Below are 15,012 nucleotides of genomic sequence, written 5' to 3'. Positions count from 1 at the left end.
GGAATCTATTATGGATGAGAAAAAAAGATCTAAAAATATGATAGGCGAATACTTAACCTATCCCAGCATGGCTATAAATTTCATTAAAGCAGATAAAAAGATAAAGCCTGAAAAAATTAAATACGGAAAAGTAAAAGAAGAGTATATATTATATTTTGCACCAAAATCAGAACAATCAAAATATTTAATATTTTATATACATGGAGGAGGCTGGAAAGAAGGGAATGCTGATTTATACAGATTCGTAGGAAGACGTATAGCAAAAGAAGGTTTTTACTGCATATCTTTGGGTTACAGACTTGCTCCTAAATATAGATATCCAAGTCAAATAGAAGATATATTTGAAGGTTTTAATAAGGCATTAAATGTATTAAAAGAGAAAAATATTGATTATTCAAATATAGTAGTTATGGGTTCATCTGCTGGGGCTCATTTAGGGGCTTTATTAGTATACAATAAAGAAATGCACAAAAAATATAATATAAACTCGAATATATTCAAAGGATATGTATCTTTAGGAGGACCTATAGATTTGAATGTATGCACCAATAAAAGAATATCTCCTATGCTTGATAAATTATTTGAAAAAGACTATAACAGAGATTTAGCAAATCCTTATTGTCATATTGACGGAACAGAAAAAACTAAGGTGTTATGCGTTCATTCTGAAATTGATCCTGTATGCGAAGTGGAAAATGCCATTAATTTTTCTAATAAAATCAACAGCTTCAATAATAATTTAGCACAGTGCATTATTTTCCATAATAAAAAAATATATCATAATGATTTAGTCAATGGAATATTTTTTGAGGCTATGGACAGCGAAAATATATTCGGACAAGTGTTCAAATGGATTAAAACATTAGATAATTAATACTATATTAATTTTTACAATTTCATATATAAAAAATAAGTGTATTGATAAAATCATTAATGACGATAATAAATAAACAAAATGAATATGGATATTTATTATGAAAAAGTGCTTTTGTATTTTATTATCAATTATATTTATTTTAATCAATGTAAATAAAGCCAATGCTCAGACAATGATACAATCTATGCAGATAGATGATGTGGCTGATATATCTATATCTGATGATAATTCCACTATGACTTTTATGCAGTTAGCAGAAAATTATGAAAAAATAGTTACAGATAAAAATGCTACTCCAGAACAGCTTGAAGCACTAGGAAATATAATAAAAATGTGGATGGATACTTTATCTGCAAATTTTACTACAGATGAAATATTTAATGAATACAGTAAAGTAACCTCTACCCTATCATGCATGTCAATTCATTTAATATTAAGAATAGCAATCAAAGACAATAATATACCTACAGAAAAAGAACAAAAAAACATATATGAATCTATTAACAATAAATTTATACCATCTTTTGCACAATTTAAAAATGACGGATGGAAAACGGAGTTTAATTTCTATGTTATTAACATGTCAGCTGCAGTTTGCAAATGGTATGAAGATAAATCCAAAAAGCTAGACTATCCAGACTTCAAAGTATGGAGAGATGGCGACTTCTAACATTATTCATTATTCAAGGAGGAATTAAATAATGGCAAAAACAGAAGAAAAGGAGAAAAAAGACCTGAAAAGTTTAATATCTAAATATAAAAGTCAGGCTACTGTTGTAATAAGAAAAAATAAAAATATATAAGTTTTTTTATTATTAAGTATTATATTTAGAAAACAATCTAATCCCTCTTAGTACTAAGAGGGATTTTTTATTTTTATTATATGCAAAAAATACATATTAAATCTTGACAAATAAAGTCTTTTAAGTAAAATGTAAATAATATTTTAAGGAATAATTTTATATATATGAAAGAGATAATATTTTACAATTCATTAACTAGAGAAAAAGAAGTATTCAAGCCGATTAACCCTAATGAAGTTGGTATGTATTCATGCGGACCTACAGTATATAATTATGCACATATAGGAAATTTCAGAGCATATATATTCAGCGATTTGCTTAGAAGGGTATTAGAAGATTATGGATATAATGTAAAATTAATAATGAATTTAACGGACGTTGATGATAAAACTATAAAAAATTCTAAAGAAAATCATATTTCATTAAATGATTATACTAAAAAATATAAAGAGGCATTCTTTGAAGATATAAAAACATTAGGTATCAAAAAAGCATCCGTAAATCCAGCAGCAACAGATCATATAAAAGAAATGATTGAAATTATAGAACTTCTTAAAAAAAACGGACATACTTATGAAGCTGATGGTTCTGTTTATTTTAAAATAAGCACATTTCCAGAATACGGAGAGCTTGCTAATTTGGATAAGCAGGAATTAAAGGAAGGAGCTTCAGGACGCGTACTTAATGATGAATATGATAAAGAAAATGCAAGCGATTTTGTACTTTGGAAAGCGTATACAGAAGAGGATGGAAATGTATATTGGGATTCACCATTTGGAAAAGGAAGACCTGGGTGGCATATAGAATGTTCTGCTATGAGCTGCAAATATTTAGGCAAGCATTTTGATATACATACTGGAGGAGTGGATAATAAATTTCCTCACCATGAAAATGAGATTGCACAAAATGAAGCTGCTTTTAATGAAAAATTTGTTAATTATTGGCTTCACTGCGAGCATTTAATAGTTGATGGTGAAAAGATGTCTAAATCTAAAGGAAATTTCTACACTTTGAGAGATTTGCTTGATAAAGGACTTTCCCCCGAAGCTATAAGATACTCTCTTATAAACTCACATTATAGAAAACAATTAAACTTCACTATAGAAGGAATTAAGCAATCTCAAAGTGCTATTGACAGAGTTAATGACTTAATATTCAGATTAAAAGATATAAATAAAAATGAATCAAATGAAATTAATGAAAATGTGTTAAAAGAATTAGAGAATGCCAATGATAAGTTTTCGGATTCTATTTATAATGATTTAAATATATCAGAAGCATTGGGAGTATTATTTACACTTGTAAAAACTATAAATACATCTTTTAATTCTATTAATAATGATACTAGAGATAAAATATTAAAATTCATAGAGAGAGTAAATAATGTTATAAATTGTTTTAAAATTGGAGATAATGAAAGCATAGACAAAGACGAAGAGAAAATAAATAAATTAATAGAAGAGCGTACACTCGCTAAAAAGGATAAAAATTATCAAAAGGCCGATGAAATACGTAATGAATTATTGGCTATGGGTATAGAGATAATGGATACTCCTCAGGGTGTTAAATGGAAAAGAAAATAAATAAAAATTAAGGGTTATTATGTGGATTTATTAAAAAGGACATATCAGCATATAGAAGGAATTGGTCCCAAAAAAGAGAGTTTATTATGGGAAGAAGGTGCTGTAGATTGGGAAGATACATTAAAAAAAATAGATTATTATGCAATGCCTCAAAGTATTAGAAATGCTTTAAAAGACGAATTGCCTAGAAGTATTTATAATTATAAAAATAAAAACTACAATTATTTTTTAAAAAGATTTCCAGTTTCTATCTTATATAGATTATATCCTTTCTTTATGGATAAAACTGTGTTTTTAGATATAGAAACAACAGGAATAAAACCATCCAAAGCAAGCATAACTGTTATAGGATGCTATGATGGAAAGGATATAAAAGTATTTGTACATGGCAGAAATGAAAATGACTTTTTAGATTATATAAAAAACTATTCTATAGTTGTAACTTTTAATGGTTCATGCTTTGATATACCGTTTTTAGAAAGATATTTTGACACAACAATAAAATGTGCTCAGATAGATTTACGCTTTGTGCTTAAAGATTTAGGATATACTGGCGGATTAAAAAAAATAGAACATGATGTAGGACTTTCACGCGGCGATGATATGGAAGGAGTTACTGGATATACTGCTGTTTTATTATGGAATTATTATGAAGATACTAAAGATGAAACGGCAATAGATTCCCTCATACATTATAATCTGCTTGATACTATCAATTTAGAACATTTATTATGTTTAGCATATAATAAATATGCAGAAAGCTACAACTCTGCCCTTCTACCTTATAAAATGCCTCCTGCGATAACAGGCTATAAGCCGAATAAAAAACTTATAGATGCATTACATAAGAACCCTTATAAATATGCACCTAAAAGTGAAAATTAATTTAATAAGCCTGCTCTAATATAGTCATTATAGAATCATGATTCATTGCTCTAGGAAGTTTATCCATGCCTTTATACTGTAATGCTAAATCTGCTACTTTATCAAATTTACTTCTATCAACATTTATTTCATTTAATCTAGTAGGCAAATTAATATTATGCAAAAACTTCTTTATATACTGAGCACTTTGACTAGCTATTTCAAAAGGAGTCATTTCAGGGTCTATACCTTCTATAAAATTGGCTAATACAGCATATTTATCAGCAGCAACTGTAATATAATATTCCATTATATGAGGAAGCAGTATGGAACATATCATTGATTTATTAACAGCATAAACACTATTAACAGCTATAGATAAAGCTCTTATAGCACCCAAATTACTATGGCATGCTGATACTGCACATAACATATTGGCATTAGCCAAAATACTTATATTATCTATATTACTGCTGTCTGTTATAAGTTTATTTAAACCCTGCATACTTGTTTTCATAGAATGTATTATTAGAGGTTCTGTTATACCAGTAAGAGTATTACTCATATATATATCAAAAGATAAAGCAAATACAGATAATGCACTGCTTATAGTATATTTTACAGGTACAGTAGCATAAAGAGTAGGATCTATTATACAGTTTGTAGTATACACATTAGCTTCATTATTTTCTTTATTTACTTCATCATATTTATCATACAAACACATACCAGTAGATATTTCTGATAAAGAACCTAAAATTGTAGGTATCGCTATAATAGGCAAAGGTTTATGATATACGGGCTGTCCATTAATATAATCTGAAGCCTCTCCGCTGTTAGTTACAACTACAGCAGCACCTTTGGCAGTATTCTGTATTTTAAATCCTCCGACTGCAACTATTGATTCTGCTCTGCTGTATCTTACCAAGTTGGCAATAATATCAGCAGCATCACTTGTGCTTGTTGAATTTATATCAGAATAAACCATTACGTTAATAAAATTATCATTTAATTTTTTAACTATTTGATCTATTAATCCTGTTTGATTGAATGAACCTCCGTCAGTAACTAATACGGTTCTTCCTCCGTATTTTTTTATTGTGTCAGCCAAACAATCAAGAGAATCAACTCCGAATGTTATTTTTGTTGGTATGTTAAATTCTATTATAGCCATATTATTCTTCTAATAATAAATTTTTGTATGTATTTATATATTCGGAATATCAAGTGTTAATTTTTAATTACTATGGTAAAAATATTTTGACAATTTAGTACAGTTTTGTATAATAAAATATAAATTATTATGAATAAAGAATATTATATAAATAAAGCTGAAGAATTTTACAAAAATAAAGACTATCAAAGCCTTTTTGAAGTGTATATAAAATTAATAGAAATAGAAGAAAATTCCAAATACTATTTCAGAGCAGGATTATCTCTATATATGCTTGAAAAATATGAAGAAGCTATTAAATACTTTGAAGAGGCATTTGATATAGCCATAAAAAATAAAACAGATATACATTATTACTATTTTTTCTATTTGGGAGCTTCTTATAATAACTTAGGACAGTATAATAATGCAATAAAATACCTAAAAATGGCTTTGGAATTATCTCCGTACAATTATAATATACATAGATGGATTGCATCTTCTTATTATAATATGTTTGAATATAAAAATGCATTAAAATACTTTATAAATACTTTAAATATTAATAATGAAGACTCAGAAAATTTCAAATTAGCTGGTGTATGCTGCAGTAAATTAGGAAATTATGAAGATGCAATTAAATATTTAGAAAAATCAATAGAATTAAATAATAATGACTATAATTCAAAGCTATGGCTTGGAATATCATATTACAGAATAGATAAATATAAATATGCTTTGAAAAGTTTAATAGAGGCAAAAGAAGCAGGTATAAAAGATTCCGATGTATACTATTATCTTGGGCTTTCATATATGGGTGTAAAAGACTATTTCAATGCTTTAGAAAATTTTAATACACATATAAATATATCAAAAGAATATTCTATAAACACTTTATGCAGCTTATCTATTTGTTATTATAAATTAAAAGATTATAATAATTATTATTATACAATAAAGCAAATAAGAAAAATGCAGAAATTAAAAACATCTGATAATTCATTAAAATGTATCTAATATATATAAATATTCATCTTTTATGAACGGTCTAATTTCATTAAAGCTTAAAACTATTTCTGTTTCACCTAAAACATAAGGAGTTATAGTATATATAGGCCATACAAAATGTATTCCGTCAGCATAGATGTAAAAAGATGTATCAGCTAAAGTTATTTCATCTAATGGAACTAAATAATCTTCTTCTGTTCTATTATCTATTGATAAAAGCCAGCCTCCTACAATACTTTTTAATTCACCATCATCGAAATCTTTTATCAAATTAGTAACTTCTATTTTTTCGCCTGTTTCTAATGAATATACTAAATTATAATTATTGTACACTCCATGTGCTCCGCCTAAATATAGTGTTGAAGTTCTTTTTATAGATATAGTTTTATCATTAAAATAAGTTATGTTGATAGATTTACTTGATTCATAGCTGTCAGCTGAATTTGTTAGCCATTCATTATAAAAATCACTCATATTATTTTCAAATAATTTTGATATGCTTCCCTTTTTATCCTCAAATTCTAAATTTTCATTTCTTTCTATATTATCTAGATTGAAACCTTCATTTATATCAAAAGAAATTTTATCATACGCTTCTAATTTGTTGGTGTCATCAGGTATAAGCAGAAATATAGAATCTTTATATGAGAATGTTGATGCACTTCCATACTCATTAGTTTCAGAAACATCTGAATATGCATAGTTATATACTGCTGCTTTTAATGATGAAGTTGTATTTATTTCTTTTGATGAACTATTTAATGATTTGGAAGTCATTTTAAATGATGTAATATTTGAATATGTACTTTCTATACTGTCGCCGTTTTCAGCTTCTGCATATATTCTATTGTTTGTTATATCAAGAGTGCTGTTTTTATCATAGAATTGATTTACATCATTTAAATTTTTATAATTAAAAGCCGCCTTTATTTTTTCATAATTAGGCATTAATTCAGAATTATTGTCAGGCCATCTGTCATTTAAATATACAGAAAAGAAATCTCCTTCATCATTTTTCATGTAATAGTGATGAGATATCCATTCTATATTTTTTTGTGTATAGGAACTATCATTTTTTGTATTATCATTGTTTAATTCTTCACCTTGTTTTAATTCATTTGTTTCTATTAAATTAGTATTAGTCTGAGTATTATCAATGTTATTATTATTTGAACATGATATTATTAAAAGTATAAAAGTTAATGCAATAATATTCTTTCTAATCATAAATTATTTCCTTAAAACTTAAACATATAAGTAAACATAATATATTAATCTTTTTTTTTTGTCAACGCTACTGTATTACTATATAAAGAATTATTTATTGACACAAAAAAAATTATGATATAATATGAGAATAAATTTATTTTAAGGAAAAACCATGAAAAAACTATTAATCATTTTATCTGTTATAGTATTGATGATAGTATCATGCGGAAAAACAAAAACCGATACCGCAGAAACTTCACCAATATATATAAATTTGGGACCTGAGCCTAAAACAATAGACCCAACATTAAATTCTTTGAATATGGCGTCATGCTATATACATCATGCTTTTGAAGGATTAACCAAAATAGACTCTAATAACAACGTAAAAGCAGGTATGGCAGAAAGCTGGAGTGTATCCGATGACGGACTTACATACACATTTAATATAAGAAAAAATGCAAAATGGTCTGACGGAAAACCTGTAACAGCTAAAGATTTTGAATATTCTTGGAAAAGAGCGGTTAATCCTAATACAGCTGCTGAATATTCATATATGATAGAAATAGTAAAAAATGCAAGAGAAATAAATGAAGGAACTATGGATTATGACAGTTTAGCTGTAAAAGCTATTGATGATCATACATTTGAAGTAACATTAGCTAATCCTGCAAGCTACTTTTTGGACTTTATAGCTTCTACTGGAGTATTTTTCCCTGTAAGACAAGATATTATAGAAAAGTACGGAGATGAATGGACATTAAAACCAGAAACATATATTGGAAACGGACCTTATAAAATGATAGAAAGATTAGCCGATGAAAAAATAGTTTTTGATATTAATACTAATTACTATGCTCAAAATGAACAAATTCCTCCTGAAATAGATTTTATACTTATGAGCGATCCTAATACTGCTATTGCAGGAATAAGATCAGGAAATATTCATTTCTCTGCATTAGAACCTCCTTCTGCTGAAATAGAATCTTTAAAAGATAGCGGATATATTACCAATAATGATGCTATAGGTACCTTTTATATAGAAATGAATATAACAAATGCAGCTTTCAAAGATAAGAGAGTAAGACAGGCATTAGCTCTTGCAATAGACAGAAAATACATAGTAGAAAATGTAACAAAGGGCGGACAGATACCTGCTGGTGCTTTTGTTCCTCCTGCAGTTAAAGGCGAAGAAATAAAGTTTAGAGAAGAAACTACAAACTATATAGATACTGATAATTATGCTGCTAATATAGAGAAAGCTAAGTCATTAATGGCTGAGGCTGGATATCCTAATGGTCAGAATTATCCTGTTATAGAATTAAAAGTTTCACCTGGTATTTATGTATTAGTTGGAGAAGCTATACAGCAGATGTGGAAAGAAAATTTAAATGTTAATGTTTCATTAGTGCAAGAGGAGTTTCCTATTACGCTTCAATCTTTATTAGAAAAAGATTATCAAATGGCTAGAATGGGATGGACTGGGGACTATAATGATCCTATGACAATGCTTGATATAATGATAAGCTACGGCGGGGTAAATCATACTGGATTCAGTAATGCTCAATATGATAATCTAATATTATCTGCAAAACAAAATAAAGATAATAGTCTTAGAATGAACTATATGAAAGAGGCTGAAGCTATACTTTTGGATGAAATGCCTATAATACCTCTTTATTATAGAACAGACTCTTTCATTAAAGACCCTAAATTAAAAGGGGTGGTATTAAATCCATTGGGAAGACATAGATTTAATTATGCTTATATGGAATAATTAAATATAAAAACTAATAGAATAGAGTCTGATAATCAGGCTCTATTTTTTTATTTATCAAATAAATTTAATTGTTCATTATTATCAGGATTTTCTATAGAATTAATTATACTAACAATATGTATTTCATCATTAATAACTATAAAATAAACATACATAAAATTAGGTGAATTTGATGGACAAGATCTATAATATAAGTCTATACTAATTTCATCATTTATTTTTATAGGCGATTTTCTAGATTTTTTTATAGTAGGATCTTCTCTTATAGCTTTTTCTAATCTATTTAGAACTAAACATAAATAAGGATCTGTTTCAAATTCTTTTTTATTTTGAAGTGCATATTTTGTGTAACAAATCTTCATCTTCTAATATTCCATTTCTCATATTTTCGATATGTGTTTCTATATTAATTGGTTCTTTTTCATTATTTATATTTTTTTCTATCATTTTATCAATATTATCTGATAAAGTTTTTTTCACTATTGATATTATCTTTATAACACCAAGTAATGAAAAAATAACAGTAGATGAATATTTTTGCTTACTATTTTTTTTTCTTGGTATTCTAAGCACAATATTTTTATTACTAAAAAATTTATTTTCTTCTGCTATAAATGTTATTCTATGGCTAGATATATATATATTATACACTTCTTTTATCATATCAGAAACCATATATGGAGGATATTGGCATGTACCTAAATTATTTAATAATTTTAATTTTAAATTTTCTTTATTTAATTTTTCGATTTCTAATTTTAATTCTTTATTGGAATGTTCTAAATTTTCATTAGATTTATTTAACTCACCTAATAAAGTATTTAAATCTTTTATTTGGCTTTGCAGAAAAGGTATTGATTCTAAATCATCTATTATTTTATTATATAGAGGATCATTTATTTTCTTCCAACTATCTATTAATTCTTTTTCTCTTTCTTGGTATACTATACTGTCTTCTATATTATTTATAATATCTTCCACAGTTTTACCCCCTATAAATATGCTTTCATTATTAATATATATAATAATAAAAAAAAATCAATATTATATATTAAGTTTATAAAAAAAATATTTAGTTATTGACAAATATTAATATTTTGTATTATATTGTTAACATAATAATTTTACATTGGATAAGTATATGAAAAAAATAATCTATTTACTTCTAATTACTATATTAATAATAGCATGCTCAAATAAACAATCAAATAATGAGAGTATAAGAGTGAGTATTGGAGCTGAGCCTCAAAGCATAGATCCGTCATTTTTATCAGCTATTGACAGTATGATATATGCCGTACATGTATTTGAAGGACTTACTACAAAGGATAAAGATAATAATATTGTAGGAGGAGCAGCAGAAAGCTGGGATATATCAGAAGACGGACTAACTATGACTTTTCATCTTAGAGATAATGCTAAATGGTCTGACGGTAAGAATGTAGAAGCAAGTGAATTCGTATATTCATTTAGAAGGCTTGCCGATCCTAAAACAGCATCTTCATATAGTTTTTTGATAACTCCTATAAAAAACGCTTCTAAAATAATGAAAGGAGAACTCCCTATAGAAGAATTGGGGGTTGAGGCTATTGATGAAAAAACATTAATTGTTAATTTTGAAACACCTACTGCCTATTTTCTTGAATTAGCTGCCATACCTATATTTTCTCCTCTTCGTGAAGACTTTATAAGTGATGATTGGACTTTTTCTCCTGATACATATATAGGAAACGGACCTTACAGAATGACAGAAAGAAAACCTGATGAAATAATATCATTAGAAATAAATACTAACTATTGGAATAAAGATGCAATAGTGGCAAAAAAGATAGACTTTATAATGTTTTCTGATGTAGCTACTGCTTATGCTGCCATAAAGGAAGGTTCAATACTATATTCATATAAAATACCTACTGCAGATATGGATATTTTGAAAGAAGAAGGATATTTAGTTATAACTCCTTCGCTTGGAACAGCTTATTATGCTTTAAATAATACTAATGAAGTTTTAAAAGATAAAAGAGTAAGAAGAGCTTTAGCATTGGCAATAGACAGAAACTACATAGTAGAAAACATTACAAAAGGAGGGGAAATACCCGCCGCTGCATTCATACCTTACGGATTAAAGGATACTAACGGAGATTTTAGAGAAAACGGCGGAGGATATTATAGCGTAAAAAAAGAAGATTATGCATCGAATATAGAAGAAGCTAAAAAACTTTTATCTGAAGCAGGATACAGCAATGGTGTTAATTTTCCAGTATTAGAGTTTAAAACCAATCCAGGAACTGGAATAACAATAGCGGAGGCTGTGCAGCAAATGTGGAAAGAAAATCTAAATATAGATATGACTATAACTCAAGAAGAATGGTCTGTGTTTCAAAAAAATAGACAAACAAGACAGTATGTAATATGCAGAGCAGATTGGATAGGAGATTATCTTGATCCTATGACTTTTGCTGATCTCTTTGTAAGCAGCAGTGCAGGAAATAGAGTAGGATACAATAATCCAGAATATGATAAACTTATATTAGAGGCAAAAAACACTATTGATAATAATATAAGAATGAGAAACATGCATAAGGCTGAAGACATGCTTATAGGAGATGATATGGCTTTTATACCTATTTATCATTATACTTCACCTTCTATGCAAAACTCTAAGCTTAAAGATGTTTCTGTTGACACTTTAGAAATAAGAAGATTTTTCTATTCATATATAAAATAAATAATAGCAAGATATAATTTATAATTAGCTGATAATCGATGCATTTAGTTGTCAGCTAATTTAAAATATTATCCTTTTTTAATATCTTTTAAAGCCATAGCTAATTGACTATATCCTGCATTTTTCAAGTTGTAAATTTTTAAAAATCCATTTTTATCCATATACATAGAAAGAAGACCAGACCTCTCCCCGCTTGCACAGTAAATTAGATACTTTTTTTCTTTATCCAAATTTGATATTATTTTATCGAAATTATGATTATTCACTATATCAACTAAAATACTTCCTTCTATAATACCTGTAACCTCAACTTCCATATCGCTTCTAGTATCTAATAATTGAATATCATCATTAGCTTTTATCAATTCTGCCGCCTCTTCAATATTCACTGATTTTATCATACGTTTTTATCCTTAATTTATAATATATGGACAAGGATTATACCACAATATAAATAAATATCAAATTTATTCAAATCTTCTAAACGGCATATTCTCTATAGCACCTTCAGAGCCTATAGTTTCATTTAACTGACCATTTATTAAAAATATAACATTATCTATATCTTTAAACTGAGTAGCAGTATATACAAATTGATAAATCTGAACCATAGTTCCGTCATTACCCAAAGGATTAAATTCAAAATCTTCATTAAAGTTTAAATATACTGTATTGCCTTCCACAAATATATCTAATAGCTCAGTACCCTTAGGTATGCAGCTTATTATATTTCTTTTGTTTTCAGCATCAGTAGCACCATTAAGAAGTTCTCTTATAGCCTCCTCAATAGATGAACTATTATTAAATTTTCTCTCTCTAAATATTAATGTTATAGAACCAGTATTCTCATTATATTCAACTAAATATATTCCTTCATCGCTTGATTTTAATTCTCTCTCATGCAAATCTCTAGTGATGCTGTTATTTGCTTTTCTTATATTATAATTATTAATATCATTCTGTGCTTTCTGCATAATATCTTTTTTACTTATGCTGTTATTTATTACTTTGCTAGTATCTTCTTTTACAAAATTATTATTAGGCTTTTGATATATATTATTATTATCAGTTTTTGAAGGGTTCACCATATCATTTATAACTCTATTATAATCAACATTAGCCCTATCCAAAGAATTGGTAATAGAATAAACAGAATCTTGAATTACCTGCTTTCTATCACTAACTGAATTATTATTTTGAATATCTTTTCTATTTTCATCTCTATTATTTATTATTCTTTCACCGTTATTTTTTTTCAAATAATCATTTATATCAAAATCATATTCTTTTTGAGTATTATCATTTTGCTTATCAGTATTCATATAACTTGGAGCTTTAGTGCTAAAAGTTGTAGTTGCTGAAGGCTTCATTGTTGTGGTTTCTCTTCTAGTATTTTGCTTAGGCTTCAAAATATCATTGAATATGCTAGATTCTTTCGATGCTATAACAGTATTATCTTTCTTTGTACTATTTGTTTTTGTATTTTCTGTATAACTATTATTATCAGTTTGTTTATTTCTATTTTCTAATATTATCTGTTCTAAATAGTTCTGGGGTTTATCATAATTGTTTTCTGATACTTTGCTATTTGTACTCTCTCCCACATTTCTATTCGTATCTTCTGCGGTATTATTATTTGAAAACAAAACAGAAGCATGATTATTGCCGTAATCTACATAATCGCTGTCATATAAAATAGAGTTATTGCTTCCTGTATTATTAAAGAAAGGAAGGAGGGATTCTCTGCTTATTATATTTGAATTTGTAAAACTATTATTATCCAATGCGGCTTCTATTTTTGAATTAGTTTCATAAGTCATAATGGATAAAGTTTCATTAGTATCCGTCTTTATAAAAAAGTTAAATAAGGGTATATTGCTCAAAAAACTCATTTTGTCAGCATCTTCTGATATACCGTCGCTTTCTAAAGCCAAAGCCTCTCTGTGATTGATGCTGAAAAAATCTTTCACCGCTATATCAACCATAGGAGAATATTTTTTAACAACAGAAAATATAACAGCAACTGCAGCGATAAAAGCAATGGATATAATTAGCGGTTTTTTTAAATTTATCTCTTTACTTTCATTTCTGATTTGTCTTGTATATGTTATACCTTTAGATTTAGCTTTAAGCTGCTCGTATCTTGGCACTTTATCACACTCCAAAGAATTATGTACTGTTTCTATTATCGATAAAAAAAAGAATGCTATTAGAATTTATTTATTATAAAAAAAGGAGGCACTGCAGAAGCACCTCCTTAAATATAGTATTTTTAAATATTATCTATTTTTATAGTATGATGATTTATGATATCCGCCCCTGTCATTGTATCTTTTATTATTATATCCGCCTTTTCTTTTTGAATAAACTTTAACGCTTCTGTATGGCGGCTCTCCGTCACTTTTAGTTTCAACATCCTGATCATTTTGAAGTTCCAAATGTATAATTCTTCTCTCATAAGGGGACATAGGGTCTAAAGCAACTACTCTTCTAGTTTTTTTAGCCTGCTGAGCAGCCTGACGTGCTATATGTTTTAGAGTTTCTTCTCTTCTTTCTCTATATCCATCAACATCCAATATGATATGTCTTTCATTTTCATCACTAAATTTCTTAGAAGCGATTAATGATATAATAAACTGCAAAGCCTCCAAAGTAGCACCTTTTTTACCTATAAGCACACCAGAATCTTCTGTAGAAATATTAATATATATTCTTTTCTCACTTTCCTCTTTAGCTGTAACCTCCGCATCAACTCCAATATATTTTAATATATTAGATACTATAGACTGAAACTCACCCAAGTTTGTAGAAATTTCTTCATAATAAACACGTATAACAGTAGGTGATTCCTCCCCAAATCCAAATAAATTACGCTTGCCCTTATCTATTACCTCAATTCTAACCTGATCCTCTGTAAGATTAAGTTCTTCAAGTGCCTTACTAATGGCTTCTTTTTCTGATTTACCGCTAAACTCTTTTACTAACATAGTATAACTCCTTTCTATAT

14 protein-coding genes are annotated in these 15,012 nt (G+C 27.6%); 7 read left to right on the top strand and 7 right to left on the bottom strand.

Translation table 11 applies throughout. The features are described from left to right. Window positions 1-10: 10 nt before the first annotated feature. From Q0J69_RS03390 to Q0J69_RS03375, 4 genes are all read left to right on the top strand, one after another. Complete coding sequence (locus Q0J69_RS03390; RefSeq protein ID WP_297204326.1) at window positions 11-874, top strand: alpha/beta hydrolase fold domain-containing protein; 864 nt, start codon at window positions 11-13, stop codon at window positions 872-874. 100 nt (window positions 875-974) lie between these two features. After that, window positions 975-1,547, top strand: a complete 573-nt coding sequence (locus tag Q0J69_RS03385) for a hypothetical protein (protein WP_297204325.1) — start codon at window positions 975-977, stop codon at window positions 1,545-1,547. A gap of 297 nt (window positions 1,548-1,844) precedes the next feature. Beyond that, window positions 1,845-3,263, top strand: coding sequence for a cysteine--tRNA ligase (gene cysS, locus Q0J69_RS03380; protein WP_297204324.1), 1,419 nt, complete (start codon window positions 1,845-1,847; stop codon window positions 3,261-3,263). 21 nt (window positions 3,264-3,284) lie between these two features. After that, window positions 3,285-4,148, top strand: a complete 864-nt coding sequence (locus Q0J69_RS03375; protein WP_297204323.1) for a ribonuclease H-like domain-containing protein — start codon at window positions 3,285-3,287, stop codon at window positions 4,146-4,148. 1 nt (window position 4,149) lies between these two features. Here the strand turns inward: Q0J69_RS03375 and Q0J69_RS03370 are convergent, their stop codons facing one another. Then, entirely contained in the window at window positions 4,150-5,301 is a 1,152-nt protein-coding gene (locus Q0J69_RS03370; RefSeq protein WP_297204322.1) for an iron-containing alcohol dehydrogenase, read from the bottom strand. Between the two features lie 129 nt (window positions 5,302-5,430). Between Q0J69_RS03370 and Q0J69_RS03365 the strand changes: the two genes are divergently transcribed. Then, window positions 5,431-6,297, top strand: coding sequence for a tetratricopeptide repeat protein (locus tag Q0J69_RS03365; protein WP_297204320.1), 867 nt, complete (start codon window positions 5,431-5,433; stop codon window positions 6,295-6,297). On the opposite strand, the gene Q0J69_RS03360 is transcribed toward Q0J69_RS03365, so the two are convergent. Next, a complete protein-coding gene (locus Q0J69_RS03360) occupies window positions 6,283-7,515 on the bottom strand; it encodes an RsiV family protein (protein ID WP_297204319.1) in 1,233 nt (410 codons plus the stop codon). The two genes, Q0J69_RS03365 and Q0J69_RS03360, sit on opposite strands and share 15 nt — an antisense overlap. 154 nt (window positions 7,516-7,669) lie before the next feature. Between Q0J69_RS03360 and Q0J69_RS03355 the strand changes: the two genes are divergently transcribed. After that, on the top strand, window positions 7,670-9,274 hold the full coding sequence (locus Q0J69_RS03355; protein WP_297204317.1) for a peptide ABC transporter substrate-binding protein: 1,605 nt from the start codon (window positions 7,670-7,672) through the stop codon (window positions 9,272-9,274). 50 nt (window positions 9,275-9,324) lie between these two features. On the opposite strand, the gene Q0J69_RS03350 is transcribed toward Q0J69_RS03355, so the two are convergent. Then, the gene (locus tag Q0J69_RS03350) at window positions 9,325-9,639 is read right to left on the bottom strand and encodes a hypothetical protein (RefSeq protein ID WP_297204316.1); all 315 of its coding nucleotides are present in this window, start codon (window positions 9,637-9,639) and stop codon (window positions 9,325-9,327) included. Continuing rightward, window positions 9,602-10,258 (bottom strand): hypothetical protein, encoded by a 657-nt coding sequence (locus Q0J69_RS03345; protein ID WP_297204315.1) that lies wholly within the window; start codon window positions 10,256-10,258, stop codon window positions 9,602-9,604. The genes Q0J69_RS03350 and Q0J69_RS03345 overlap by 38 nt, the downstream gene beginning before the upstream one ends. A 160-nt stretch (window positions 10,259-10,418) precedes the next feature. On the opposite strand from Q0J69_RS03345, the gene Q0J69_RS03340 reads away from it, so the two are divergent. Next, entirely contained in the window at window positions 10,419-12,005 is a 1,587-nt protein-coding gene (locus Q0J69_RS03340) for a peptide ABC transporter substrate-binding protein (protein WP_297204314.1), read from the top strand. Between the two features lie 68 nt (window positions 12,006-12,073). Here the strand turns inward: Q0J69_RS03340 and Q0J69_RS03335 are convergent, their stop codons facing one another. The 3 genes from Q0J69_RS03335 to jag form a co-directional block, all read right to left on the bottom strand. Continuing rightward, window positions 12,074-12,406 (bottom strand): rhodanese-like domain-containing protein, encoded by a 333-nt coding sequence (locus Q0J69_RS03335; protein ID WP_297204312.1) that lies wholly within the window; start codon window positions 12,404-12,406, stop codon window positions 12,074-12,076. Window positions 12,407-12,472: 66 nt separating this feature from the next. Next, window positions 12,473-14,155 (bottom strand): GerMN domain-containing protein, encoded by a 1,683-nt coding sequence (locus tag Q0J69_RS03330; RefSeq protein WP_297204310.1) that lies wholly within the window; start codon window positions 14,153-14,155, stop codon window positions 12,473-12,475. A 129-nt stretch (window positions 14,156-14,284) separates the two neighbouring features. Beyond that, on the bottom strand, window positions 14,285-14,992 hold the full coding sequence (jag, locus tag Q0J69_RS03325; protein WP_297204308.1) for an RNA-binding cell elongation regulator Jag/EloR: 708 nt from the start codon (window positions 14,990-14,992) through the stop codon (window positions 14,285-14,287). Window positions 14,993-15,012: the final 20 nt, after the last annotated feature.

Source organism: uncultured Brachyspira sp. (genome assembly GCF_944388875.1).
Lineage (GTDB): Bacteria > Spirochaetota > Brachyspiria > Brachyspirales > Brachyspiraceae > Brachyspira.
The sequence above is the reverse complement of the archived record's forward strand: the minus strand, read 5'-3'. Positions and strand labels throughout refer to the sequence as shown.